19 protein-coding genes and 1 pseudogene are annotated in these 25,465 nt (G+C 68.0%); 9 read left to right on the top strand and 11 right to left on the bottom strand.

Features of this window, described 5'->3' with window-relative positions:
• Positions 1-21: 21 nt before the first annotated feature.
• From ACQ3HB_RS18905 to ACQ3HB_RS18915, 3 genes are read right to left on the bottom strand one after another with little or no spacing between them, the layout of a single operon-like run.
• Positions 22-903, bottom strand: a complete 882-nt coding sequence (locus ACQ3HB_RS18905; protein ID WP_430922214.1) for an ABC transporter permease — start codon at positions 901-903, stop codon at positions 22-24.
• Complete coding sequence (locus ACQ3HB_RS18910; protein WP_430922216.1) at positions 900-1,973, bottom strand: ABC transporter permease; 1,074 nt, start codon at positions 1,971-1,973, stop codon at positions 900-902. Before ACQ3HB_RS18910 ends, ACQ3HB_RS18905 begins: the two co-directional genes overlap by 4 nt.
• Positions 1,957-3,528, bottom strand: coding sequence for an ABC transporter substrate-binding protein (locus ACQ3HB_RS18915; RefSeq protein ID WP_430922218.1), 1,572 nt, complete (start codon positions 3,526-3,528; stop codon positions 1,957-1,959). Before ACQ3HB_RS18915 ends, ACQ3HB_RS18910 begins: the two co-directional genes overlap by 17 nt.
• Before the next feature lie 175 nt (positions 3,529-3,703).
• Here ACQ3HB_RS18915 and ACQ3HB_RS18920 point away from each other — a divergent pair, with 175 nt between their 5' ends.
• Positions 3,704-4,267, top strand: coding sequence for an Lrp/AsnC family transcriptional regulator (locus tag ACQ3HB_RS18920; protein WP_430922220.1), 564 nt, complete (start codon positions 3,704-3,706; stop codon positions 4,265-4,267).
• A 113-nt stretch (positions 4,268-4,380) separates the two neighbouring features.
• Here ACQ3HB_RS18920 and ACQ3HB_RS18925 read toward each other — a convergent pair whose 3' ends face one another.
• The gene (locus tag ACQ3HB_RS18925) at positions 4,381-4,776 is read right to left on the bottom strand and encodes an avidin-fold protein (RefSeq protein ID WP_430922222.1); all 396 of its coding nucleotides are present in this window, start codon (positions 4,774-4,776) and stop codon (positions 4,381-4,383) included.
• A gap of 258 nt (positions 4,777-5,034) precedes the next feature.
• On the opposite strand from ACQ3HB_RS18925, the gene ACQ3HB_RS18930 reads away from it, so the two are divergent.
• The 3 genes and pseudogenes from ACQ3HB_RS18930 to ACQ3HB_RS18940 form a co-directional block, all read left to right on the top strand.
• Positions 5,035-6,387, top strand: a complete 1,353-nt coding sequence (locus ACQ3HB_RS18930) for an aminopeptidase P family protein (RefSeq protein WP_430922224.1) — start codon at positions 5,035-5,037, stop codon at positions 6,385-6,387.
• Positions 6,388-6,506: 119 nt separating this feature from the next.
• Positions 6,507-8,060, top strand: coding sequence for a SulP family inorganic anion transporter (locus tag ACQ3HB_RS18935; RefSeq protein WP_430922226.1), 1,554 nt, complete (start codon positions 6,507-6,509; stop codon positions 8,058-8,060).
• A 265-nt stretch (positions 8,061-8,325) separates the two neighbouring features.
• Positions 8,326-8,469: pseudogene (locus tag ACQ3HB_RS18940) on the top strand (MerR family DNA-binding transcriptional regulator); the annotation flags it as partial.
• 744 nt (positions 8,470-9,213) lie between these two features.
• Here ACQ3HB_RS18940 and ACQ3HB_RS18945 read toward each other — a convergent pair.
• The gene (locus tag ACQ3HB_RS18945) at positions 9,214-10,482 is read right to left on the bottom strand and encodes a M18 family aminopeptidase (protein ID WP_430922228.1); all 1,269 of its coding nucleotides are present in this window, start codon (positions 10,480-10,482) and stop codon (positions 9,214-9,216) included.
• Positions 10,483-10,675: 193 nt separating this feature from the next.
• On the opposite strand from ACQ3HB_RS18945, the gene ACQ3HB_RS18950 reads away from it, so the two are divergent.
• A complete protein-coding gene (locus ACQ3HB_RS18950; protein WP_430922230.1) occupies positions 10,676-12,301 on the top strand; it encodes an LssY C-terminal domain-containing protein in 1,626 nt (541 codons plus the stop codon).
• Positions 12,298-13,005, top strand: a complete 708-nt coding sequence (locus ACQ3HB_RS18955; protein ID WP_430922232.1) for a ribosomal maturation YjgA family protein — start codon at positions 12,298-12,300, stop codon at positions 13,003-13,005. Before ACQ3HB_RS18950 ends, ACQ3HB_RS18955 begins: the two co-directional genes overlap by 4 nt.
• On the opposite strand, the gene ACQ3HB_RS18960 is transcribed toward ACQ3HB_RS18955, so the two are convergent.
• Both ACQ3HB_RS18960 and ACQ3HB_RS18965 read right to left on the bottom strand, forming a co-directional pair.
• The gene (locus ACQ3HB_RS18960; RefSeq protein WP_430922233.1) at positions 12,956-13,255 is read right to left on the bottom strand and encodes a hypothetical protein; all 300 of its coding nucleotides are present in this window, start codon (positions 13,253-13,255) and stop codon (positions 12,956-12,958) included. The genes ACQ3HB_RS18955 and ACQ3HB_RS18960 overlap by 50 nt on opposite strands.
• 110 nt (positions 13,256-13,365) lie before the next feature.
• Positions 13,366-14,682 carry a DUF429 domain-containing protein gene (locus ACQ3HB_RS18965; RefSeq protein WP_430922234.1) on the bottom strand — a complete coding sequence of 439 codons (1,317 nt, stop codon included), beginning with the start codon at positions 14,680-14,682 and terminating at the stop codon, positions 13,366-13,368.
• A 277-nt stretch (positions 14,683-14,959) separates the two neighbouring features.
• Between ACQ3HB_RS18965 and ACQ3HB_RS18970 the strand changes: the two genes are divergently transcribed.
• A complete protein-coding gene (locus ACQ3HB_RS18970) occupies positions 14,960-15,196 on the top strand; it encodes a hypothetical protein (RefSeq protein WP_430922236.1) in 237 nt (78 codons plus the stop codon).
• A gap of 81 nt (positions 15,197-15,277) precedes the next feature.
• Here ACQ3HB_RS18970 and ACQ3HB_RS18975 read toward each other — a convergent pair whose 3' ends face one another.
• Complete coding sequence (locus ACQ3HB_RS18975; protein ID WP_430922238.1) at positions 15,278-15,949, bottom strand: hypothetical protein; 672 nt, start codon at positions 15,947-15,949, stop codon at positions 15,278-15,280.
• Between the two features lie 181 nt (positions 15,950-16,130).
• Positions 16,131-17,927: a S1C family serine protease gene (locus ACQ3HB_RS18980; RefSeq protein ID WP_430922239.1), complete on the bottom strand. Its 1,797-nt coding sequence runs from the start codon at positions 17,925-17,927 to the stop codon at positions 16,131-16,133.
• Between the two features lie 349 nt (positions 17,928-18,276).
• Here ACQ3HB_RS18980 and ACQ3HB_RS18985 point away from each other — a divergent pair, with 349 nt between their 5' ends.
• Both ACQ3HB_RS18985 and ACQ3HB_RS18990 read left to right on the top strand, forming a co-directional pair.
• Positions 18,277-18,828, top strand: a complete 552-nt coding sequence (locus tag ACQ3HB_RS18985; protein WP_430922240.1) for a hypothetical protein — start codon at positions 18,277-18,279, stop codon at positions 18,826-18,828.
• A gap of 347 nt (positions 18,829-19,175) precedes the next feature.
• Positions 19,176-19,679 (top strand): PKD domain-containing protein, encoded by a 504-nt coding sequence (locus ACQ3HB_RS18990; RefSeq protein WP_430922241.1) that lies wholly within the window; start codon positions 19,176-19,178, stop codon positions 19,677-19,679.
• Positions 19,680-19,892: 213 nt separating this feature from the next.
• Here ACQ3HB_RS18990 and ACQ3HB_RS18995 read toward each other — a convergent pair whose 3' ends face one another.
• Together ACQ3HB_RS18995 and ACQ3HB_RS19000 are read right to left on the bottom strand one after the other, a co-directional pair.
• Entirely contained in the window at positions 19,893-23,639 is a 3,747-nt protein-coding gene (locus ACQ3HB_RS18995; protein WP_430922243.1) for a TM0106 family RecB-like putative nuclease, read from the bottom strand.
• Between the two features lie 87 nt (positions 23,640-23,726).
• On the bottom strand, positions 23,727-25,280 hold the full coding sequence (locus tag ACQ3HB_RS19000; protein WP_430922247.1) for an SNIPE associated domain-containing protein: 1,554 nt from the start codon (positions 25,278-25,280) through the stop codon (positions 23,727-23,729).
• Between the last annotated feature and the right edge of the window lie 185 nt (positions 25,281-25,465).

The following is a 25,465-nucleotide window of genomic DNA, read 5'->3' on the forward strand; positions in this document are numbered from 1 at the left end:
CGTTCACGGTTGTGGTGGCGTTCACATCGTCCTCCCCTGCACGGCTTCCTGCGACCGCGGGTCGAGGGCGTCGCGCAGTGCGTCGCCGAGGAAGTTGAAGGCGAGGACGACGGTCAGGATGGCGAGGCCGGGGAACACCGCGATCCACCAGGACGAGAAGTTCTGGACGCCGTCGGAGACCATCGCACCCCAGTCGGGCGTCGGCGGCACAGCGCCGAGGCCGAGGAACGAGAGGCCGGAGAGCAGCAGGATCGCGGTTCCGACGTCGAGGGTCGCGAGGACGACGACGGGCGACACGACGTTCGGCAGGATGTCCTTGCCGAGCGAGGTGAACGGTCCGTTGCCGAGCAGGCGGCCCGCGACGACGTACTCCTGGTTGCGCGCGCCGATGACGAGCGACCTGGTGACACGGGCGTACGCCGGCCATGTGACGATGAGCATCGCGATGACGGCGTTCGTGAGGCTGGGCCCGAGGGCCGCCGCGATGACCATCGCGAGGATGATCGTCGGGAATGCGAACACGAGGTCGGCGATGCGCATGATCGTCTCGTCGAGCGCTTTGCCGAAGTACCCGGCGATCGCGCCGAGGATCGATCCGATGAGCATCGCGAAGATCACGAGCATCAGGGCGAGCGGGATGGAGACCTGTGCACCGCTGATGACGCGGGAAAGGACGTCGCGACCCACCTGGTCGGTGCCGAACCAGTGCTCGGCGCTCGGGGCCTGCAGGCGCTGGAAGTCCTGCGCGAGCGGGTCGAACGGGCGGATCCACGGCGCGAAGATCGCGACGAGGAGCCAGAACACAACGATGACGCCGCCGGCGAGGGCGAGCGGGGTGCGCAGGGCCGGCGCGATGCGGAGCCGCCCACGACGCTTGGTCTGCGTGGCCAGGATGTCGGTCATGCCACCCTCACTCTCGGGTCGATGAAGCCGTACAGCACGTCGACGAGGAAGTTGAGTCCGATGTAGACGAACCCGACGACGAGGCCGACGCCCATGATGGCGGGGAGGTCGAGCTTGGTGGCGGCGGAGTACGCGTACTCACCGAGGCCGTGCCACGAGTAGACCTTCTCCACGAGCACCGTGCCGGACAGGAGCGAGCCGAAGGCCACGCCGAGGACGGTGATGATGGGGACGAGCGCGCCGCGGAGGACGTAGCGGGTCGTGACGACGCGGCCGGGCAGCCCCTTGGCGCGGGCGGCACGGACGTAGTCGAGGTCGAGGACCTCGAGGATCGCCGACCGCGCGAACCGCGTGAGCAGGCCGATCGTGTACAGCGCGAGGACCGACGCGGGCAGGATCAGGTGCGCGATCGCATCGGCGAACGTCGCCCACTGCCCCGCGAGGAGCGAGTCGATCGTGTACATGCCCGTGACCTGGGGCGGTGGCATCGCAGCCGGTGACAGTCGCCCGGAACCGGGGAACCAGTGCAGCTGCGAGAAGAAGACGAAGTAGACCACGAGGGCGAGCCAGAACGACGGCACCGAGATGCCGATGAGGCTCACCACGCGGATCACCTGGTCGGTGATCGTGCGACGGCGGAGCGCTGCCCACATGCCGAGGCCGACACCGATGATGACGGAGATGACGATGGCCGTGAGTGCCAGCTCCGCGGTCGCCGGGAACGCCTTCGCGAGTTCGTCCGACACTGCGCCGCGGGTCTGCTGCGAGGTGCCGAGATTGCCCTGGAGGACGTTGCCGACGTAGGTGAAGTACTGGACCGGGAGCGGCTTGTCGAGGCCGGCGTTCTCCCGGAACTGCGCCACGATTGCCGGATCGGCCGCTGCCTGCTCGCCGAGGGCGGCCTGCACCGGGTCGGCCGGGACCAGGTTCGTGAGGGTGAAGGTGACGAGCGTCACCCCGAACATCAGGAGGACCGTGAGGGCCGCCCTGATGCCGAGGTAGCGCGCGAGCGGGTGGACACCCGCTCGCGCGCGCTGCTCGGCAGGAGCCGTGCTACTTGATTCCGGCAAGATCGATCGTCCAAACCGGGTTCAGCGGCACCGTCTTGATCGTGGTCGCGGTGACCACGTTCTGCGCGGGCTGCAGGAGCGGGATGAACGGCCCGCTCGCGTTCTGTGCCTTCTGGAGTGCCTGGTAGGCGCTCGCGCGCTCGTCGGTCGTTCCGGCCGCTGCGGCTGCTGCTGCGAGGTCCGTCACGGTCGGGTCGGCGCCTGCGGCCCAGCCGGCGCGGAGGCCGACGAGCTCACCGGGGGTGAACACGAGGTAGTTCGACGGGTCCGGGAAGTCGGGGCCCCAGTACCAGAGGCCAACGGTCTCCTTGCCGTCGCGGTAGGCGTCGAGCTCGGTGGCGACGGGCGCCGGTGCGAGCTTGATGTTGATGCCGACCGTCTTCAGCTGAGCCTGGACGGACTCGGCGACGCTCTGGAGCGACAGTCCCTGGACGGTGATGTCGTTCGGGAAGTTCAGCGTGATCTCTTCGCCGTTGTAGCCGGAGGCGGCGAGGGCCGTCTTGGCTGCTGCTGCGTCGAACTGGTTGCCGTCCTTCGCGTCGAGGGCACCGTTGAAGATCGACGGGATGAAGCCGCCGGGGCGCACGGAACCTTTGCCGGCGAGGTCGATGATCTTGTCGTAGTCGATGCCGGCCTTGACCGCTTCGAGGAACTTCGGGTTGCTCGTGAACTGGCTGACCGACGGGTCCTGGTTGAGCAGGAGGAAGATCATGTACCGCGACGCGTTCGAGATGATGTTCACCTTGGATGCGTCGAGTTCGCCGACCTGGTCCGGGTTGAGGTCGAGGGCGACCTGCGAGTCACCGGCTTCGACGTTGAGCTTCTGCGTCGGGCCCTGGACGTTGCGGAGCACGATGCGGTCGTACGCGGGCTTCGTGCCCGTGTACTTCGGGTTCGCGGTGAAGACGACCTGCGACGCGGCGTCGAACGACTCGAGCGTGTACGGGCCCGAACCGGCGGACGTCTTGTTGAGGAAGGACTCGGCCTTGTCGTCGGCGGTCGCGCTGCCGCCGTTCTTCTCGACGACCTTCTGGTTCACGATGCTGAGCGCGGGGTTCGGCAGGATGAACGGCAGGGCCGGGTTCGGGGTGGCGGAGGTGAGCGTGAGGGTCGTGTCCGACGTCTTCGCAACGGTCACGCCGTCGAGCAGGAAGGACGGGTTGCCCTTGACGCCCTGGACGCGCTGGAGCGAGAACACGGCGTCGTCGACGGTGACGGGGGAGCCGTCGGAGAACGTCGAGCCGCCCTTCATCGTGAGCGTGAGGACTGTGTTGTCGGCGTTCATCTCGTAGCTGGCGAGGCCGTCGACGGGCGTCGTGACGTCCTCACCCTTGAAGGTGAGGAGCGTCTCGTACAGCGCCTTGGCGACGATCGAGCCGGTGGTCTCGTACTCGCGGTTCGGGTCCGCGGTCTTGAGGTCGAAGGAAGCGTCCACGACGAGGGACTTTCCTGCGGAGGAATCGGACTGTGTGTTGCCTGCGCAACCGCTGAACGCGAGTGCGGCAGCCATGGCGATGCCGACGGCTGCTGCTCCGCGGCGGGGGAATCGTGACAAGGTGGTGCTCCTTATCTGGTTGGAGGGATGAGCTTGAAAATAGTGCGTTAGCAGATCATCCGTCAATCTTTGTTGCGTGTGAGCGGAAGAAAGTATCGAAATTAGCGCGCAAATGGCATATTCTCTCCAACGAAGTCCCCGACCAACGCCGTGACTGGACAAATGGAGCGCACGAATGCAACTCGATGACACGCATGTTCGGATGCTGGAAGTCCTGCGGGACGATGGCAGAACCTCCGTCGCCGCCCTCGCCGAGCACCTGGGCATTTCCCGCTCGAACGCGTACGCCCGCTACGAGGCGATGGTGCGCGCCGGCGTGATCCGCGGAGTGCACGCGGACATCGACCCGTCGACCGTCGGACTCGGCGTCGCCGCCATGGTCTTCATCACCCTGCGGCAGAGCCAGTGGGCGGATTTCCGTGCGCGCCTCTCATCGGTGCAGGAACTCGAGTACTTCGCCGTCACCACGGGGGAGCACGATGCGATGCTGCTCGTCCGCGCGCCGGACGTCGCCGCCATCCACGAGCTCGTCGCGACCCAGCTCGCCCAGTGGCCGTCGATCAAGGCGACGACGACCGTGTTCCTCATGGACGAGGAGCGCGCATCGGTGTCCCTGCGGATGGCGCGCAGCGAGCGGACCTCGGTCGAGGATTCGGGGGAGCGGTTCGGCATGACGCGGTTCGTGCGGACGAGCGACGAGCGCGCTCAGCGCGTGCCGGACCGCCGCGGGGGCCGCTGACCTCCGGCCCCTGAGCCCGTCGAAGGGTCCCACTCCCGGAACCCCGGTCCCTGAGCCCGTCGAAGGGCCGCCCTCCCGGAACCCCGGTCCCTGAGCCCGTCGAAGGGCCGCCCTCACAGACCCGGCGCGACAACCTCACGGCACACGCTCACGTGCGCGACCCCGTCGGGGAAGACGAAGTCCTCCGTGAGCAGCAGCGCTCCGTCCTCGGCGCGCGAGAGGACCGAGCTCGCGTTCCCCCGCGTCGTCTCGCCGGCGAGGCTGCAGTGGACGAAGGACACGTCCACCCGGGTGTCGACCCGCGTGCCGCAGAAGCGTCCGGTCGTGACCGTGTCGCCCGTGTAGTCGCCCCAGATGATGCCACGTTCCTCGCGGTAGACGAAGCGCGTCGGAGCATCCGGGTCGACCACACTCGCCGTGGACGAGACCATGTCGAACACGCGTCCGTCGAGGTCGAAGGCGTCGATCGCCACGGGGGAGTCTGGGGTGGTCTGGTGCGCGTCGGTCATGTGCACATTGTGTGGAGGTGCGGGAAAGCGTGTCAATCCGAGCGCGATCCGTCCATCAGTACCCCTCACCGGACAGCACAGTCCGGACGAAATGTCTGAATATACGAAGCGTAACCGGATGAATTGTCGCAGGGTCTTCCATCGGCTTGACGTCTCGCCAACGCAGTGGCTAACTGTGTGACTATGCGTCCAGAACCGTTCTCCTTCCGCGATCCCCGTACCCAGCCGATGCCAGCGACGGCCGAGTTCACTCGGTACATGGCGCAGGGCTGGGGACCCGTCGACCGCACACCCGACGTCGTGGAGGGCGCCGGTGCGGCAGCCGGTCGTCATCGCGCCACCATCAGCGCTCAGTTCCCCGGACACACGATCGTTGTGACGGCCGGCCGGTCGATGCTGCGATCGAACGACACCGAGTTCGCCTTCAGGCCCGACAGCGATTTCGTGTGGCTGACCTCGTGCCAGGCGGAGGGCGCGGTCCTCGTCATGCGGCCTGGTGGCAGCGGTCACGACGCCACCCTCTTCATCCCCGAGCCCGCCGGTCCGGGTCGTGACGACGACGTCTTCTACGCCGACGCGATGCGCGGGGAACTCTGGATCGGCCCGGCCGCCGGGCTCGCCGAGTGGGCGGATGCGTTGCAGATCGAGACGCGGTCCCTCGACGACCTCGCTGCCGCCATCACCGCTCTGCCCTCCGATGCGCTCGGCGCCGGGCACGCGGAACCGCGCGTCTCCGGCTCGGTCACGGAATCCGGCGAACTCCTCATCGCCCTGTCTGCGGCGAAGCTCGTGAAGGACGAGTGGGAGATCGCGCAGATGCGATCCGTGGTGGATGCGACCGTCGCCGGGTTCGAATCCGTCGTCCGTGAGCTGCCTTCCGCGATCGCTTTCGGTGGCGAGCGGTGGTTGCAGGCGTCGTTCGATCGGCACGCTCGCACGTACGGCAACGGTGTCGGCTACTCGACCGTCATCGGCAGCGGCCCGCATGCGCCGACGCTCCACTGGACGCGCTGCGACGGCCCCGTCCTGCCCGAGCACGTCGTCCTCATGGACGCCGGCGTCGAGGGCCGGTCCCTCTATACGGCCGATGTCACGAGGTCGTTCCCGGCGAGCGGCACCTTCTCCGATGCCCAGCGCGAGGTGCACGATCTCGTCGAGCGTGCGCATCGGGCCGCCCTCGCGGAGGTCGGGCCAGGACGGTCATTCGTTGATATGCGTTCGACGGCATATAGAACGATCGCCGAAGGTTTGCGCGACTGGGGGATCCTCCAGGTGTCGGTGGACGAGGCGATGTCGGCGGGCGGCCAGCAGCACCGACGGTACCTTCCGAGCGGCACGGGACACCACCTCGGCCTCGACGTGCACGACTGCGCGCGCATCGGCGACGAACGGTACCTCGACGAGCCCTTGCTCCCGGGCGCGGTCCTGACGGTCGAGCCGGGGCTGTACTTCCACGCCAACGACCTCACGGTCCCGCCGGAGCTGCGGGGGATCGGCGTGCGGATCGAGGACGACGTCCTCGTCACAGTGACGGGCTCGGAGATCCTGTCCGCGGCGCTCCCGATCACCTCCGCTGGCATCGAGGCCTGGATGCACGGCCTCCGCGCCTGAGTCCCTGCCGCCCTCCACTCTCCCTCTGTTCACAACTCAGGACGCCCTCGGCGTGTCGCGCCGCCGCCGCGGCGTGTCGCCCCCGACACGCCAAAGCGCTCCTGAGTTGTGAACACACGATGCAGCGCGACCACGACCTGCGGCGCGTCGAGGCGCCTCCTCCGCACGCCTACAGTTGGACGGTGAAGCAGCCCGAACGCTCCGTCGCCCGCACGAGCCCCACCGTCCTCGCGACCCTGCGCAACCCGCGTGCGTTCAGCGTCGAGGTGCTCGCCGGCATCGTCACGACCCTCGCGCTCATCCCCGAGGTCATCTCGTTCTCGGTCATCGCAGGCGTCGATCCCAAGGTCAGCCTCATCGCATCGGTCGTCCTGGCGATCTCGATGTCGTTCCTCGGCGGCCGACCCGCGATGATCACCGCTGCGGCGGGTGCGGTGGCCCTCGTCGTCGCGCCGCTCGTCAAGGAGCACGGGGTCGAGTACCTCCTTCCGGCCGTCGTGCTGGCGGGACTCATCCAGATCGTGTTCGGCGTCACCGGGCTGTCCCGGCTGATGCGATTCATTCCGCGCTCGGTCATGATCGGCTTCGTCAACGCTCTCGGCATCCTCATCTTCGTGGCGCAAGTGCCGCACCTGCTCGGCGTCCCGTGGCTCGTCTATCCGTTGTTCGTCATCACCGTGCTCATCGTGGTGCTGCTGCCGAAACTGACATCCGCTGTTCCTGCGCCGCTCGTGGCGATCGTCGTCGTCACCGCGATCACGATGATCGCGCACGCGACCGTGCCGACGGTCGGCGACCAGGGCGACGTGTCCGGAGGTCTGCCGGGTCTGACGCCGCTGCTCGTCCCGTTGAACCTCGAAACGCTCGGCGTCATCTGGCCGACCGCGCTCAGCGTCGCGTTCGTCGGGCTCATGGAGACCCTGTTGACGGCGAAACTCGTCGACGACCTGACCGACACCCGTTCGGCCAAGGGTCGCGAGTCGTGGGCGCTCGGCATCGCGAACATCCTCGCCGGTTGGTACGGCGGCATCGCCGGGTGCGCGATGATCGGCCAGACGGTCGTCAACGTGAAGCTCGGCAAGGCGCGCACCCGCATCTCCACGTTCGTCGCGGGCGTATTCCTCCTGCTCCTGGTCACGCTGCTCAGTCCGGTAATGGCGCAGATCCCGATGGTCGCCCTCGCCGCGGTGATGATGATCGTCGCGATCAAGACGGTCGATTGGCACAGCGTCCGGCCTTCGACGTTGCGGCGGATGCCGATCCCGGAGACCGCGGTGATGGTCGTGACCGTCGTCGTCGTGGTGGTGACGCACAACCTGGCGATCGGCGTCGCCGGGGGAGCAGTGCTCGCGATGGTGCTCTTCGCGCGCCGCGTCGCTCACGTCATCCGTGTCGACAGAGTCGTCGCCGATGACGGCGCCTCTGTCACGTATCGGGTGCGCGGGCCACTGTTCTTCGGGAGCAGCAACGACCTCGTCGAACAGTTCAGCTACGCGCTCGATCCAGCGACCGTCGTCGTCGATTTCAGCGATTCGCAGATCTGGGATGCGTCATCGGTCGCGGTCCTCGATTCCGTGGAGGAGAAGTACCGGCAGCACGATCGTTCCGTCACGTTCACAGGGCTCGACGAGCGCAGCACAGCCTTCCACGGTCGGCTTTCCGGGCACCTCTGACGCGCGCTTGCCCTGCCTCGCCCGGGGCGGAGTTCACGGGGCTTCGGCGTGTGCGGGTGTTCACAACTCAGGAGGGCTGCGGCGTGTCGGGCGCGGCACGCGGCGTGTCGCGGCCGACTCGCGGGGACGCTCCTGAGTTGTGAACAGGGCCAGCGGACGGACGGCTGCCCGCGAAGCTTGACCCTCCCGCTGGGGGAGACGTCACACTCGAGTGAAGGAACAGGCGCCGGACACCGGTTCGGCACCGAGGGGAGACATCGTGGCCATGCAGATCGGCGAGTTCGCACAGGTGAGTGGTCTGACGGTGAAGGCGCTGCGGCACTACGACGAGCGAGGCCTGCTCCGGCCCGCCGAGGTCGACCCGCACAGCCGCTACCGCTCCTATGCCGCGTCACAACTGCGGCAGGCCGTCGCGATCCGGGCGATGCGAGACGCGGGCGTCCCCATCGACGATCTGACCGATCGGCTGACGGCGGGATCAGTCGATTCCCCGATCGACATCGCATCGGCGACCGCGCTGCTCGACGCACAACGCACCAGACGCCTCGTCGAGCGAGATCGTGAGGATCGAGCCGATTCTGAGGCGCGCAACGTGCTTGACGCCCTCAGCCGCATACTCTCGGTCGAGGTGCGCGATGCTCAGCGACAACCGTGGGTCGGTGTCGTCATGCCGGTACCGGTCGATGCTGAGACCGAGCCGACGAACGACGATGCCAACGTCGCGTTCGGCGCGCTGTGGACAGCACTCCAGGAACAGGGGTCCGCTCCCACCGGCGCGTACTGGTCGACCATTCGAGGTGCAGTCGGGCCGAATACCTCGCCTGACACGGTCGAGCTCGTGCTCTGCTGGCCGCTGGAGGAGGAGCTCCCGGACGGCTGGACACTTCCCGGACACCTGACGGAGACCGGTGCGATCCCCGAAGGCCGAGAAGTTTCGGCGGGATGGCTCTTCGCCGACGGACCGCAGACGGAGGACACGACCCATCCGGCCATCATCGCCCTCTTGGAGACGATCGAGGACCGCGGGCTCGACGTGGATCTGTCGCAACTGCGTCAGCGCGGGATCCTCGGCCCAGATGGAACCCCGGTCGGCGTCGACCTCGTCTACCCCTCGTCTGAGGCGTGCGTTGGTGAACAGGGAGTCCGGGCAGCGTCAGGCGCCGCGGAAGAAGGCCCGGATGGCCTCGGCGAGCGCCACAGGATCCGCGACATGGCAGAGCTCGCGCGCGGAGTGCATCGACAGCAGCGGGAGACCGACATCGACGGTGCGGATGCCGAGACGCGTCGCCGTGAGAGGACCGATCGTCGAACCGCACGGAACCGTGTTGTTGGACACGAACTCCTGGTATTCGACACCCGCGGCATCGCAGCATCGCGCCCACAGCGCCGCACCGAGGGCATCGGTCGCGTACCGCTGATTCGCGTTGATCTTGAGCAGCGGACCGCGACCGGCGAGGGGACGGTTGGTGGGATCGTGCCGCTCCGGGTAGTTCGGGTGGACGGCGTGGCCGGCATCCGACGACACGCACCACGAACTCGCGTACGCCTGCAGGCGGTCCGCGGGCGCAGCTCCGAGCGCGGCGCCGATGCGGGTGAGCACGTCGTCGAGCAAGGGGCCGCTCGCGCCGGACGTGGACGCGGAACCGAGCTCCTCGTGGTCGAACGCGGCGAACACACTGATGTGGGCGGCGTCCTCGGGGGCATCGAGGAGGGCGACCAGCCCGGCGTGGACGGACGAGAGGTTGTCCATCCGGCCCGCCGCGAACAGCTGGCCGTCGAGACCGAATCGGGCCGGAGCCTGCGTGTCGGCGACGAGGACGTCGTACCCGGCGATGTCCTTGGCCGCGATTCCGGCGATCGCGGCCAAGTGGGCGAGGAGATCCGCTTCCGCGAGATCACCCGTGCCGAAGACCGGGTTCAGGTGCCGCTGTCGGTCGAGCGTGAGCCCTTCGTTGACCTGGCGGTCGAGGTGCACGGCGAGCTGCGGGATGCGGAGGAATGGACCGGTTCGGACGAGGTGGACCGACCCGTCGGTCGTGACGAGTCGCCCGGCCAGTTCGAGCTCACGGTCGAGCCAGGAGTTGAGCAGGGGTCCGCCGTAGACCTCGACACCGGCCTGCAGCCAGCCGAATGCACCGATCGTGGGCTTCGGCTTGAGCTTGAAACCGGGGGAGTCCGTGTGGGCTCCGAGGATGCGGAACGGCGTCGTCGCGCCGGCGCCCTCCGGCTGCACCCACGCGATGATCGCGCCGTCGCGGACCACGAAGAACCGGCCGGCCTCAGCCGTCCACGCCTCGGTCTCATCGCGTGCCGTGAAGCCGGCCTCGGTCAGGCGGCGAGCGCTCTCCGCGGCCGCGTGGTACGAGGAGGGCGATGCGCTGATGAAGCTTGCGAAGTCGTCGATGTGCGTGCTGGCATCCATCCCTCCATCCAACCACCCGTGTTGCGTGCGTGCGAGCGGCGAGGTGAGCGGGCGCTGCTCACTCCTCCCCGCCCTCCTCCGTCGGTGAGTTCGCACGTTCGGCGATGCTCCTCCACAGCCAGGCTGGCGCCTCGATTCATCCACATCCACGCAGATCCGTGGCACAACCGACACTCTCCAATAGCCTGGGTGCGTGACCAAGATCCGACCGAAGCTCCGGGGGCCCGCCAGCGGGCTCACCGACGACGAGCGCGGCCGGATCGCACGACTCGTCGACGCGTCGTTCTTCTGGTTCGGCATCATCGCGGCGGTCTTCCTCGCCTGGATCCTCGCGAGCGAAGCGTTCGCCCGCGGCTGGGCGCAGTCGTGGTTCATCCTCGTGATCTATCTGGTCATCGCGTACCTGATCCTGCCGCGCCTCCACACCGTTCTCTCGCGCATCTACCTGCCGGACTACTTCATCGGGCGAACGCGAACCCGTGAGGGAATCCTCGGCGATCCCGTCAATCTCGGCCTGCAGGGCACGGAGCAACAGATCCACGCCACGATGGTCGCGGCCGGCTGGACGCTCGCGGACGACCTCGGACTGCGCGCGAACCTCCGCATCGTGACGTCCACCATCACGCGGCGCAGCTACCCGCAGGCGCCCGTCTCCAACCTCTATCTCTTCGGCCACCCGCAGGCGTTCTGTTATCAGCAGGAGGTGGACGGCAGTCCGGGCAAGCGCCACCACGTCCGCTTCTGGCCCACTCCAGACGCCTGGATGCTCCCGGGCGGATATCAGACCGACTGGCTGGCCGCCGGGACGTTCGACCGCAGCGTCGGCCTGAGCGTCTTCACCCTGCAGATCACGCATCGCATCGCTGACGACATCGACGTCGAACGCGACCACATCGTTTCGAGCGTGACCGATGCCGGCGTGGGTGCGCGCGTCGAGGTGATCGACAACTTCTCCACGGGGTACCACTCGCGGAACGGTGGCGGGGACGCAATCGTCACCGACGGCGACCTCCCGATCATCGATCTCCGGGCGGTCATCGTTCCCGATGTCGTGATGCAGGCGGACGGCCGCGAACCGCTTCCAGCCGGTGGTGGTGGAACGGTCGAATCTGGACAGGGCTCGGGCTCCAGCTCCACGTCCGGCTCCAGGTTTGGCTCCAGGTTTGGCTCCAGCGCGTCTCAATCGAGCACCGCCGCTGCCCTCAGCCGGCTCGTCGCGCTGCAGCCTCGGGAAGACGCCCCCGCCACCGTCCCGGCAGCACTCCCGGCAGCACTCCCGGCGAACTCGGCGGCCGTCGACGAAGCCGATGCCGGCCCGACCGAGCCCAGCGCACCGGATTCCTCGGTCACGACGGTCGTCACGCACGCCGAACCACGCCCGTTCGACACCGTGGTCGGCGCACTCCTCATGGTGCTCAGGTCGATCTCGTCAGTCGTCACGGTCATCACCCTCATGCTGTCCGTGAAGATGCTCGAACAGGAAGCCACGGCCCTGCTCGACAACGACGAGGACATCGCGAACGTCCCGTTCGCCCTCGGCATCGGCATCGGCTTCCTGGCAATCGGCACGATCGCGTACCTGCTGCTCGCGACCGCCGTCTACCGGGGGTCGAACTGGGCGCGGATCACCACGATGACGCTGAGCTCGCTCACGATCATCGGCCTCGCGACGCTCTACTTCCTCGGCCAGGGCGGCATCACCCTGCAGACGAACCTGATCGGCCTCGCAGTCGACATCTCCATCCTGCTCGCCCTGTCCGGTCACGAGGCCCGCGATTGGGCGCGCGGACGCAAACGACGCGGAAGGCGCACAGCGTGAGCACGAGTTCCCGACCACCACCCCACGACGACACCAGCCACGGCACGCCGGCCGAACCCGCCGCACTCGCTGCAACCGCCCCCGACGCACGCCGGACAACCGCAGGCTCCCGGACGACCACCGACGCCGAAGTGCCTCCCTTCTACGAGCCGCCCGTGATCGCGAACCATCCTCGGCGGAAGACACGCATCCGACGGACGTTCCTCCTCGGAGCCGCAGCGCTGACGATCGTCGTCGGACTCACCGTCCACACCTTCGCGACCGGGCCGCTCGCCGATCCGGCTGGCGACGTCCTCTACGCCGTCATGGCTTCACTGCTCGTCGCGTTCCTCATGCCCCGATGGAACGCGTGGCTCGTCGCGACCGTCGCGTTCGCCCTCTGCACCGCGATCGAACTGTTCCAGCTCACGGGCGTCCCGATCAGGCTCGCGGAACAGTGGGCGCCGATCCGGCTCGTCCTCGGCACGACCTTCGTCCCCACCGACATCCTCGCCTACGCGGCAGGCGCCGGATTCGTGCTCATCGTGAGCCTCGGCATCGCCGTCGTTGCGCGATGGATGCGCGAGCGCCGACGCGAGACCGATCGTGCACGGCTCGCGGCCCAGGCCAGAGAGGCCGCGCAGCTCAGAGAGACCCGCCCCAGGGAAGCAGGAGTCACGGACGCTGAGCGTCGTCAATCCATCGGCCGCCCACCCGCCGAGTGATCGTGCACGTCAACGGCTGCGCAACGGCTCGTGTGGCTTCGAGGACACTCATCGCCACCTGTTGAGCCTGCGGACGATCGTCAGCGGTGAACCGGATGACTACTCTCGGGAGGCCTGCCACGACCGTGAGGTCGCTCGCTTCGACGGTCGTCAGCGCCGCAGCGCCTGCGGCCGCAGCAGGCACGACAACGTCCGGAGCAACACCGGCGACGAGCGCTCCGATCCCGATGGTCACGCGGTAGGAGGGCATGCACTCAGCCTAGGGCGCGGTCACGCACCGATCGATGCCCCGTGTTCAGGAAGTGCTCATCACCGAGCGCACACTGCACTCGACGGCTGCCTCCTCCTGAAACACGAGGATCAGGCGATGCCGTATTGGATGCGCTCGAGATCGAACACCGCTTCGGCGAGTGCCGTGCGGGCGGCTTCGAACGCGACGTCGTCGCCATCGGGAACGGCCGCGTGCTCGAGCAGCCACGTCGCGCTGTTGAGCAGGTCGACCGTGGACGGCGTCGGCGACGGGACACGGCTCGGGTTGACCGGCTGCACTCCCGGGATCATGGTCGGTGCAGGTGCCACCGTTGGGACGGACGAAGCACCGTCGGCGGCGGATGAAGATGAGGCGGGGGACACGGCGGATTCCTTGTTCGAGTGCGAGCTGGGGGAGTAGGCCGGTACAGCCGGGGATGCAGATCTGACCGGATCTGCCGTGCTGACCGGAGCTGCCGCGCTGGTCGACGACACGAGCACGGTCGGTGCCGGGAGCTCAGTTCGGGGGAGCGAGCGCGGAGCTCCGGCTGGCGTCACGCTCGCGGTCGTGCCCGCGGATGTCGCATCGGTCGACACCGCAGCGCTCGAGGTCGCCCGTCGCTGCTCGGGCCTCGCCACCGCAATCAGGACCGGCACCCGTCCCTGTTCGTCGGGGGCGGCATCGGCGCCGAGGATCTGACACCGGTCGTGTCCGGCCGTCGCCCAGATCGCGGCCGTCCAGGCAGACAGGGCGGCGTCGATCAGATCTTCACGATGCTTGTAGGTTCCGTCCTTGAGCGGCGAACGAGTGTCGAGCAGCTCAGCCGTGACGGGATGCGTCGCGAGGTCCATGGGCGGTGTCGCGTCGGTGAGCGTGGCGATGCGTCGCAGCAGCTCGTCGCATTCCGCGGCGCGATGCGCGCGTCGCTCTGCCGCCGGAAGACCGGTGTTGAGGCGTTTGTAGCGGGGGCGTTCAGTGACGTAACCGAGTTCGACGGCGCCGACCAGCGTCGTGTTCGGGTAGCACTCGAAGAAGGTGATCGCGTCGGCATCATGAACCTGCGTGCCGTCCTGGTACTCGAAGCCGATCTCCTCGAGATCCTTCCGCAAGGCGACTCCGCCGAGCGCGGGCAGCCCGAGATTCGAAGGATAGGCGGAGACCTGCCACTGACCGTAGCGTTGGCCGACCTCCCGCTCGCAGAGACGCATGCCGCTTTCGTTATATACGACGAGCGGGGCATCGATCCCGATGACATCACCCGGCTCGGCGACGGCCGCCAACCACTGGACGACTTCGGCGATGCCGGTGGCCCAGCCTGCTTCGAGCACGACGCCCGCGTCGTCGATGCAGACGAGGCCCGTCTCGTTGGCGGACCGTTCCGTCGTACCTTCGCCCCAGGCGAGGTCGACGCCGAGGTAGCGGCTCACCGCTTCGTTCCGTCCGAGTTCCCCATGGTCCCCCATCGTATGCGGCGTCTCGCGCGACAGGCCTGCCGACGAGCCCGTCCGATGACGATCAGCTCACAACCGCGGGGAATCCATGTGAGATCGACTCCGATTTCGTATGGTGGGTCGCGAGTGAGGGGAGCAGGACATGCATGGAGCCGTGTTCGGACGAACGGCGCGAACTCTCGCGGCCATCACCGCGTTCGCGGCACTCACGTCCTGCTCGGGCCCACCGGCGCGCTTCACGATCTCAGGGCACGTGACGTACACAGACGGCACGCCGGCCGGCGGATGCACAGTCGTGCCGGCGTCACCAGGGGTGGGAATCCCGGAGATCGCCATCCTGACAGCGCTCGATGGCTCCTTCACCTGGATCCCGCTGCCCGCGGGGACGTACTCGGTCGACGTCGAATGCTGGGACCCTCCGGGCGGGAGAGGTCACGCGAGCGACGTGGAGCTGGACCAAGATCACACCCTCACGATCACCGTCCGGTGAGGTGCTCGTACACCGCGGTCGGGCGTCAGGATGGTCCGGGTCGATCCGGCCGACCCGACCGAACCGGCCGACGCCAGCGAACTAGTACGAGGAGTATCCGGCGGAATCGAGGGCCAGCGCGGCGAACATGGCGGCGAAGAGACCGACGACGACGAGGCCGAGCACCGCGTACGTCACGATCTGGATCGCGCGCCCTTTGACGATGGCCTGCCCCCGCGGGGCGAGCGAGCCGCCCGACCACTGTTGCGCAGGCGCCAGGTAGTCGAGGACCGGCGGCTGGCCGGGAATGATGACGATCTCAGCATTCCCGAACTCCCACAGCCACGCCATCGAGCACTGCACGCGCACGGGGCGATCCGCGGGGATCGTGTACTGCGACGTCCCCCAGCCGGGCCGGTACTCGTAGCCGTCGATGCGCACGACCACGGGAATCTGTGGCCAGTACCCGGCACCCTTCGGCTTCGCGGTGGTGAGGTGGAGCGTCTGCCACGCCGTCACCGGCGGTGGCGTCGGCTGCTGCTGCCACTGCTGCTGGGGTTGGTACTGAGGTCCAGGCTGCTGGTACTGAGGCTGCGGCGGCACGGGCTGTGCCGGCTGCTGGTACTGCGGCGCAGGCGGCTGCACCAGCGGCGGGCCGAACTGCTGCGGCTGCTGCGGGTAACCGGGCTGCGTGTGCTGCGTCGGCGGCACCGGCTGCTGTTGCGCTGGGCGCTGCTGAGGCTGTTCGGGCTGCCACGATCCAGGGGTGCTCATAACCGACAATCGTAGGGGCGCAACGGCTCTCCGTGCGGGATCATCGCGACATCAGAACATCGCATCATCGCTCCGATCACCTGCCGCCGACGCAGGAGGTCCGCTTGAGCGGAGGACGCGGGTCTCGAGCGCATCCTCCCCTCAAGCGGACCTCCTGTGCTCAGGCCGCTGAGGTGGCCGTCTAGGCGGCCGGCCCTTCGATGAGCGTGATGTCCGCCGTGTGGCTCGTGCCGGCGGTGTCGGTCCAGGTGATCGACACGGTCTGCCCGGGCTGCAGGCCCTTCATCGTGGCGGTGAGGGTGCTGCCGGAGTCGATCGCGACCCCGTTCAGCGCGGTGATGACGTCGCCGGCCGCGAGCCCTGCGGAGGCCGCCGGCGTGTTGGCGATGACGCCGCTCACCGTTGCGCCGACCACGGCCTGGCCGTTCGCGCCGGCCGCGCCGTCTGCAGCGAGGCCGATGCCGATGAACGCCGGGTAGCCGATGGAGACGGTGTCGGTTTCGACGCCGGACTCGATCTGCTTAACGATCGACAGCGCATCGTCGATCGGGATGGCGAACCCGTCGATGTCGGTGCCGCCGGAGGAAGCGGCGGTGTCGATGCCGACGACCTCGCCCTCGGAATCGTAGAGCGGTCCGCCGGAGTCGCCGGCCTGGATGTCCGCGTCCGTCTGGATGAGTCCCGTCAGGTTCTTGCCCTGGCCGGTCTGCTCGTCCTGGACCGTGATGCTCTGGTCGAGCGCGGAGACGGTGCCTTCCGCCGCGGTGGGCGTGCCGCCCTTGCCGCCTGCGTTGCCGACGCCGGTCACGGCATCACCCACGGCCACTCCGCCGTCGCTGTCGATCGTGATGGGGGTGAGCCCGCTCGCGTTGTCGAGCTGGAGGACGGCGACGTCTGCAGTCGCGTCCGTTCCGACGACCTTCGCGGTGTACTGCTGGCCGGTCGAGACGACGGTGACCGTGATGCTCGTCGCACCCGCGATCACGTGGTTGTTCGTGAGGATCTGGCCGTCGGCGGTGAGGATCATGCCCGTGCCGGCCGCAGCGGCGCCCTGGTAGGCGAGGTCGGTGTTGATGTCGACGACACCGACCGACTCCGCTGCCGTCGCCGAACGCGTGTTGGGCGTGGCCGACTGCGGTTGGGTCATGTACGGATCGGATCCGCTCCCGCCGCTCCCACCGCTGCCGTTGCCGAAGCTCTGGCCGCCGTTCCCCTTCTGGCTCGGGGCGAGCTGCGAGGTCTCGTGCTGCGCTGCGGCGATCTGTGCGGTCTGCGATGCGAGGGCCGCGATCCCGCCGATGCCCGCGATCACGCCCACCGCTGCTGCCGTGCTGGCGGCGGCGATGATCCACCCCATGCCGCGCTTCATCGGCGGCTTCGGGGCACGGGGTCCGACTGCGGGCTGGCCGTTGGGGCCGAGCCCGTTGCCGTAGCCGCCGAACCCGCCGTTGCCGTTGTTCGCGGCATTGCCGCCGTTGCCGAAGGCGTTGCCCGTGCCGTTCGCCTGCGAGAGCTGCTGGAGCGCGGCCGCGTAGGGGTGCGGCTGCTGGCCGTAGGCGTACGGGTAGCTCGCACCTGGGGCGCCGTAGTTGGCCGCCGCGTAGCCGGGCTGCCCCGGGATGAGCGGACGGCCGTACTGGTCGAAGAGCTGGTGTCCCTGGTGCGACCGGGGTCCGGCCTGGCTGCCTGCCTGCTCGGTGAAGTGGAGGTTCTCCTGCGTCGCCGCGGGCCACTGCGCGGCCGGGGCAGTCGGCGCCTGGTACGGCTGCACGTCCTGGCCGCGGGAGAGCCTCGGGTCCTGCTGCGGCACGATCGCGGTGGTCTGATCGTCGGCCGCAGGATTCGAAGCCGCATCCACACTCGGAGCCGGAGCCGGCTGAGCGATGCCGTCGTTCGCGACGGGTGCGTTGTTCACATCACCCGATTCGTTCGCGTTCATCGGGGCAGCGGGGTCAGTCGGATCGGTGGACTCGTTCATGGGTGGTTTTCCTCTCAGCGGCGAGTTGCTTCCACCATCAGACGACGCCCACCCGTGCAGAGCATTCGATTTCGCCCAGAGCAGCCTATGGACTCCCTGTTCATGAGCTGTGTAAGGGATGCATAAACACAATGAGTGAGCGGAGGGGAAAGACCCGGCCAGAAGCACTTTCTTGCCACCGCGTCGCCTCGTTGGCGGTCGGCTTACCCAACAGGTGTGTCGGCCGATGCTGTGGGCACCGGATGGAAACGCTCTTCCGCGATCCCATCGCGATGCTCCTGTCACTCATCCCGAATCCAACCCTGTGGAGAACCCGTTTCGGGCGCTCCGCTCACCTAGCGTGCTTCACATGCGTGTATTCCGGAGTCTCCTGCTCGTCGTCGTGTTGGTCGGCCTGGGCGGCTGCCACGCGCCACCGACGAGCCCGCGCGCGCTGCCCTCGACATCCTCGGTCCTGACCTCCGAGGATGAAGCTCTGGCGGCCGCTACAGATACCTACGAGCGCTTCTTGTCACTTTCGAACCAGATTCTCAACGATGGTGGGACAAACCCAGAGCGAATCGACGCGATCGCCGCTCCCGCGATAAGCGATGTCGAACGAGCGGGTTATGCAGATATCGCGGTGACCGGACATCGTTACCTTGGTCAAGCGAAACTGTCGAGTGCAGCGTTGCAGAGCTGGTCCCGAGTGCCCGACAGACTCGGCGTCGTCGCGGTCATTCATGCCTGTGTGGACCTTTCCGAAACCGACGTCGTGGACTCGACTGGATCCTCGATCGTCGCGCCCGAACGTGCACCGCTCTCCGCATGGGAGATTGGCATCAGTCCCAACACCAAGGACGACCCTCCGTTCTTGATAGCGGTCAAGAATCGTATCGAAAGTTCGTCACGATGCGAGTGACGATCAGTCCACTGACCTGGGTTGCGGTCATTCTGTTCGTCGCCACCGCTGTGGTGGTGGCCGAACCAGAAGCCCTCCCGGCAGCGGCGGCGGGATGTTCGGACAGCGATGACTGGACCGGAGCATGTCTGGGGAGCGGGTCGATCGACGTGGGCGCGGGAGCGACCCGGCCCGGGGCGGGAGGCGGGAGCGGCGGAGCCGGGTCTGGAGGTGGCAGCGGAGGAACCAGCGGTGGCGGAACCGACCGGCCACGAACACCCGTCCGTGACGACAGCTCCTGCTTCATCGGGCCCGGGTCCTCCTGTTCGCCGCTCGGCGGAGGGCCTGCGGTTCCCGGTGAGGAGGAAGTGATCGAAAGCACTCCGGCGATCACCATCCATGAGATCGCGAGCTTCGCCCCTGTATCGCCAACGCTGCGCATGGAGCCGTCGGGGTGGGCGGTCGTCGGCCTGCCGGCGAACTTCATCGCGGGAGCTGGGAACCATGTCAGGTCGGGCGTACTGCTCGGTCAGAGCGCCGAGGTCCGGTTCGCGCCGACGCGGTTCGTGTTCGACTTCAGTGACGGTGACGCCCTCAGCTCGGCCTCCGGCGGCGCGACGTGGGCGGCGGCCGGCCTCCGCGAATTCTCCGAGACGCCCACGAGTCATACCTACGGCGTTCCGGGGAAGTTCGTCGCCACGGTGTCTGTCGAGTACGCGGCCGAGTATCGCATCGGCGGCGGCGAGTGGACGGCAGTGCCCGGTTTCCTCAGCATCCCGACCGACTCGCCCATCACCGTCACCGTCCGATCCGCGCGGACGGTCCTCGTCGATCGGCTCTGCACGCACCCGCGTCCCGGTCCGGGCTGCTGATCCGGGTCGAGACCCTGGTTCAAGAGTCCGCGAACTGGTCACTGAGCCTGCCGAAGTGCAAGCAACCGGACCCAACCCTTCGACAAGCTCAGGGACCGAGACCACAAACGCCCGGACCGGCCACTGAGCCCGTCGAAGTGGTAGCAACCAGACCCAACCCTTCGACAAGCTCAGGGACCAGAGAAGAGGATCAAGGACAGGAGAGAGGAAGGCTCAGTCGCGGAGCCCACCGTCGACGAGGCGGATGAACGCGCTGAGCTCGGCCAGGCCGTCCGGCGTCGTCGGTAGGTAGTCGGTGAGTGCGGGGGAGTGGACGAGGAACGCGGCCCATTGCGCACGCGAGATCCCGACGTTCAGCCGATTCTTGAGCAGGAGGAACGACATCCCCCTCGGAACGTCGGCCGGGGACGATGCCGCGAGCGACACGATCGCGATGACCGCCTCCTGCCCCTGGAACTTGTCCACCGTGCCCACGCGCACGTCCTCGAGCCCGGCCTCATCGAGCGCATCACGAACGACCGCGACATGTGCGTTGTACGGGCAGACGACGATCACGTCCGACGCCGTCAGCGGGTCCGACACCCGCGCGTCATCCGGGTTCGTCCACAGCAGGCCGACGACGGACCGCACGATCTCGACCACCCGATCGGCTTCCTCGGTCGAGTGCGTCGCGTTGCCGGCGTGGTGCACCTCTGCGATGTGCAGGCCCGACGCCAGGCCTGCCAGGCTGCGGCGGGCGGTCGCGGCGGCGGATCGCAGTTCACCCGCGTACGAGAGCGTCGACACCGGTTCGGTGACGGCCGCATCCATCCGCCAGCTCTCGTGGAGGAAGTAGCCGAGCTCGGCGGGGAGGACGTCGCGGCCGTCGGCGACGAACCCGAGCGCGGAGGTGTCGATCGGTTCGGGGTGTGTTCCCTGGCTCACCTGGGGGAGCTGCTGCGGGTCGCCGAGGAGGAGCAGGTTGTCGGCGGCGACGCTCGCGGCGATCGTATAGGCGAGCGAGAACTGGCCGGCCTCGTCGACGACGAGCAGGTCGAGTTGGCGTCGATCGAATCGCACGGGGTTGCTGAAGTCCCATGCGGTTCCGCCGATGACGTAGCCGCCACCGCGGTGTGTTGAGGTGGCCGAGGGGGTGGTCGATGGCCCTTCGACAGGCTCAGGGACCGGGAGGCCGGCACGTCGCCCTTCGACAGGCTCAGGGACCGGGTGCGCGCCACGCTGCCCTTCGACAGGCTCAGGGACCGAGAGGCCGGGGCCCGGACGCGCAGCGGCCTCCCGAGCGAAGGCCGCGTGTCCGTTCGAGGGGAGGATCGTGTACGCGCGCTCGATCGTTCCATCGGCCCCGGCTTTCGCCGCTTTGGCGACGAGCCCCGCGTCGAGGCCGGCCTTCACGATGCGTTCGAGCAGGTTCTCGACGACGTCGTGCGACTGCGCGACCACCCCGACCCTCCACCCGTGCTCCGCGACGAGCCCGGCGATCACGTGCGAGGCGACGTACGTCTTGCCCGTTCCGGGAGGCCCCTGGACGGCGAGGTACGACGCGTCGAGGTCGAGGAGTGCGGCCGTGACGTCGCGGATGGTGTCGCCGGTGTCCGGCATCGCTGCGCCGCTCCGGGTCCGGGGCGGCTGACGACGGAGGATGTCGACCACGCCGTCCTTCGGCCACTCGGGGTGGGCGTCGACGATGCGCTGACCCCAGTCCGCGATGGCGTCCACCTGCGTTCCAGGGCGCGGCGGCGGCGATGGTGTGAGCGCCATCGGAAGGTCGTCATACGGATCCCGGTCGGCTTTGAGCGTCTCCTGAATAAGGAGGGATCCATCGTCGTCGATCTCGAGGATCGTGATCTGCCCAGCCGGACGTGACCCCGCTTCCGCGCGCGGCAGAGTGAACGGGCCCGGGTACTCGTAGAGCGCGAACGGGTCGCCACCGACCTTGACCGTGCTGCCGGGCGCCCACCGTCCGGAGAGCCGCACGTGACGGCGATCGCTGCGCTGCTTGCCCTCGCGGAACCAGTCGCGTTCGACCTCGCCACCTGTCACGGTGAAGACGTTCCGGACGTCCTCCCACTCGTCGGCCGCGGCGATGAGCCGGGAGAAGTGCTCCTGCCAGAAGGTCTTGTGCTCTCGGCGGTGGTAGTCGATGGCGGCCGCCGCGAGCGCGTAGGCCGCGGCGTCATCGGATCGTTCCGGGTCGAGCGGGTCGCCGGCGAATGCGCTCAGTGCGTTGTGCAGCGGCGTCGGTTCGTCGGGTACGAGTTCGACCTGGTCCGTGACGAAGCTGCCGGGGAGGACGCCTCGCTCGGCGCCGAGTTCGAGCAGCCAGTCACGCAGCCGCCGGGTGGACTCGCAGTCGTACTCGTTGTAGTCCGCGATCTCGGCGAGCTTGTGCTCACCCTGCGCCACGAGCTCCGGGTCGCCGCTGCGGACGAGCTCACGGGCATCGGCGTACTCGGTGATCGATGCGGCCGCGTTGGTCACGTCGCCGTCGCGGTGGTCCTCGCCCATGTAGAGGGGTTCGAGTTTCTTGATGGAGTAGGAGCGGGAGCCGACGCGGAGCGTCTTGCGGACGAGCGGATAGAGGTCGACGAGGACGCCGTCGCGGAGGAGGTCGTCGATGACGTGCTCGCCGACGCCGTGCCGGGCCGCGAGGGAGAGCAGGTGCGTCCGTTCGTAGGCGGCGTAGTGGTAGACGTGCATGCCGGGGTACTGGGCGCGGCGCTCCGTCAGATAGGCGAGGAAGCCTTCGAGCGCGAGGCGTTCCTCGTGGAAGTCGTGCGCCCACCAGGCGCGGAAGGCGCCATCGGCGTCTACCATGCCGAAGAGGTAGTCGATGCCCCAGCGGGTGCTGCCGTGCGGGCCGTTCCCGTGGCCCTCCGTGTAGAGGGGGTCTCCTTCGAAGTCGAAGAAGATGTCGCCGGGGCTCGGCTCGGGGAGGAGTCCGATGGTCTGCGCATCGTGAACGACGAAGGGCGGCTTGCCCGTGGCATCGGACGGTTGGATCTGAAGGCGTGCTTGTTCGCGGAGGCCGCGGAGGGTCGAATCGGGGATGCCGGCGACGGTCGTCGGCTCCGTCGTGTGGTGGGCGTGCGTGTAGTGCCCGCCCGGTCCCTGTGCCTGTCGAAGGGCCCCCACCTCCGGTCCCTGAGCCTGTCGAAGGGGATCCTCAAGCCTGATCGCGGCGAGCGCGTCGATCGTCTCGATGCCGGCCGCGAAGAGCCGGTCCCGCTGCGTGAGTCTGAGGCCGGCGACGAGCAGCACGTCCCGGCTGGCGGCGATCTCCGCCTCGCAGTGTGCGCAGTGGCCGCACACGCTGTAGCGCGGGTCGCCCCATTCGACGGCGGTCGCGGCATCGATGCGCTCCTGCACGATGCGCATCAGGCGGGCGCGGCGGCGGCGGTACACGGGGAGGATGTCGGCGACGGCGTGGGTGCTCGTGGTGTCGTCGCCGAGGAGGAGGTCGACGTGGTCGTCGGTGGGGATGCCGGCGGCGTGGAGCTGCTCGACGTATGCGGCGAGCTGGAGGAGTGCGGTGACGCGCGGCGAGCGTGCCAGTTTGGTGTCCTGGACGCGGTGGCTGCCATCGGGCCGGCGGATGATGAAGTCCGCGAAACCGATGAACGATCCGTCGAAGAACGCGCCCTGGAAGACGACGGGCGCACTGCTACGGAAGGCGGCGAGCGTGTCCTCGACCGCCTGCGCGAGCGCTTCGGCATCGCGCACGCTCGGTCGTTCCAGTTCGACGACGCCGTCGCCGAACTCGTCGCGATACCGCTGCAGCACCCGCAGCTCGTGTTGGTCGCCGAGCGCTGAGGTGCGCTGCAACATCTCGTCGGGGACCTCGTCCAGACGGTCGATGTGCCCGAGCTTCGCATCGATGCCGCGCAGGAACGCGAACTCGCAGTACGAGGCGTTGCTGAGGTCGCTGGCCGAGGTGACCGGCTGGCCGTCGAGGAGGAACATCGGTGCGGTGGGCCTTTCGACGGTGGCGGGCGAAGCTGCGGCCAGTCTCCCATGCGCCGGTGACACGGGGCGGTCCCCAGCCGCGGACTACGCGAGCACGGCGCCGCTCATCCGATATTCGGGAGCTTCCGCCTCCGAACGGAATTCGAGCACTTCGACGGAGTGGGACCGCAGAGCGTCGAGGACCGCCTGGGGCGTGACGTTGAAGAACTCCCGACGCAGGTTCACCTTGTTGACTCGATGCTCCGCGAAATGCTTGTGGAGGGTGCTCTCGACACCGACGGCATCGGCTGCGAAGAAGAGCGCGTGGACGTCGAATTTGAACGGCACGGAGGCATCGCCGAGTTCATTGACGCGATCCATCGGTTCCAGGCGCCTGGTCATGCCGATCTTCACCATGTTGCCGCCGAACGCGCCGAGATTGGAAATGACATAGACGTACCCCGCGCGAATGTTCGCGGTGCGGTAGTCGACATCGGCTATCGCACGATCGACATCGGCGATCCTCGCCTGCATCCGCTCGAGACCCTCGACATCACCGTTCGCCTGCAGGACGGCGAGTGCATTGAGGTAATGCTTCCGCTCATTGGCGAGGCGCTCCTGCTCCTTCCGCAACTCGAGTTCGGCCTTGCGCTGCTCACGCAGTTCTTCTCGACGCTCGCGTTCCAGCTCCTTCTCGCGCTGCAGCGCTTGCAGGTGCCGAGAAGCCAACTCCATCTCCTGCAACCTCAGGTGGTGGTAGTACTCGGTGATCTGCAGGGAGATCATCGTGCCCTGGCGAGCGATCTGATCCCGCACCTTGGAGAGGCGAGCCTGCGCCGTGTGCAGGTTGCCGGCGCGGACCGCTTTGATGCAGTTCTCCGCTTCCGCGTTGTACGCGCGCAAGAGGATGTTGGACATGTCCGAAACGAACTTTCGTCCTTTCGCCTCGGAATTGTTGAACGTGAATCCCGATGTCGTCGTGACGGCTTGCTTGTTCCGCACCGCGTCCTTGATCTGCTGGCGCAGGGATTCGAGCGACGTCCCGAGGGTCGCGGAGATCTCCGCGGGATGCTCGTAGTCGTAGAGACCGAGGTCCTGGATGTCGATGGTCGCGCGGACGTCGAGGACCCGGCGGCGCTCCGCCTCCAGAGTGGCCTGCTCCGAGAGGAGGTGTGCACGGGCCGCATCGATGTCACGACGCACGTTGAGCAGTTCCGCGTGCGCGGCATCCGCCTGCGCACGCTGCGCCTGTTGCGCCTGCGCCGCCTGAGCAGCGATGTCCTGCTGGACCTGAATCGCCTGTGCCTGGTAGCCGCGGATCGTCGCATCGAGCTCGGCGACCGACAGAAGGCCGTGCTGTGCGATGAGTGCGTTGAGCCGATCGTTCTCGACTTGCAGCGACTGCGCGACCTGCTTCCCGTTGAAGAAGCCGATTTTCGCGCGCGGCCCGGTCGGCGCGGGAACGTGTTGGGGCTGCGATGCGATGGGCAGCTGGTGCTGGCCGGGCGACTGGGGCGTTGGCTCCGGCGCGGCGACTGGTGGAGCGGATGCGAGCGGCGCGGGCGCGATCGGCTGCGGCGCACTCGCCTTGATCTCCTCGCTCCGGGCGCGCAGAGGCGGAAGCTGCGTCGGGGGTGGTGAATTCGGCGGCGTCAGCACCGGTGCGGCCGTGACGACTGGGGTGCTGATCGGCGCAACGATCGGCTTCGGCGCAACCGCTGGCCGAATGATCGCGATCGGGGCGGCCGTCGTGGGTACGGATTCGACCGGACGGTTGGCCGCCGGCGCAGGTCCCGCTGCCTGCGCGACAGGAGTCGCCGCCGCCGCCGCGCGGGCTGCCGCGG

This window comes from Plantibacter lichenum (assembly GCF_050587525.1).
Lineage (GTDB): Bacteria > Actinomycetota > Actinomycetes > Actinomycetales > Microbacteriaceae > Plantibacter.

Excerpts from the sequence above, each read along its gene's own strand:
- ACQ3HB_RS18930 (WP_430922224.1), top strand. The coding sequence starts at position 5,035 with ATGGCGCAGGGCTGGGGACCCGTCGACCGCACACCCGACGTCGTGGAG.
- ACQ3HB_RS18925 (WP_430922222.1), bottom strand. The coding sequence starts at position 4,776 with ATGACCGACGCGCACCAGACCACCCCAGACTCCCCCGTGGCGATCGAC.
- ACQ3HB_RS18935 (WP_430922226.1), top strand. The coding sequence starts at position 6,507 with ATGCAGCGCGACCACGACCTGCGGCGCGTCGAGGCGCCTCCTCCGCAC.
- ACQ3HB_RS18905 (WP_430922214.1), bottom strand. The coding sequence starts at position 903 with ATGACCGACATCCTGGCCACGCAGACCAAGCGTCGTGGGCGGCTCCGC.
- ACQ3HB_RS18960 (WP_430922233.1), bottom strand. The coding sequence starts at position 13,255 with ATGCCCTCCTACCGCGTGACCATCGGGATCGGAGCGCTCGTCGCCGGT.
- ACQ3HB_RS18945 (WP_430922228.1), bottom strand. The coding sequence starts at position 10,482 with ATGGATGCCAGCACGCACATCGACGACTTCGCAAGCTTCATCAGCGCA.
- ACQ3HB_RS18985 (WP_430922240.1), top strand. The coding sequence starts at position 18,277 with ATGCGTGTATTCCGGAGTCTCCTGCTCGTCGTCGTGTTGGTCGGCCTG.
- ACQ3HB_RS18995 (WP_430922243.1), bottom strand. The coding sequence starts at position 23,639 with ATGTTCCTCCTCGACGGCCAGCCGGTCACCTCGGCCAGCGACCTCAGC.
- ACQ3HB_RS18920 (WP_430922220.1), top strand. The coding sequence starts at position 3,704 with ATGCAACTCGATGACACGCATGTTCGGATGCTGGAAGTCCTGCGGGAC.
- ACQ3HB_RS18980 (WP_430922239.1), bottom strand. The coding sequence starts at position 17,927 with ATGAACGAGTCCACCGATCCGACTGACCCCGCTGCCCCGATGAACGCG.
- ACQ3HB_RS18975 (WP_430922238.1), bottom strand. The coding sequence starts at position 15,949 with ATGAGCACCCCTGGATCGTGGCAGCCCGAACAGCCTCAGCAGCGCCCA.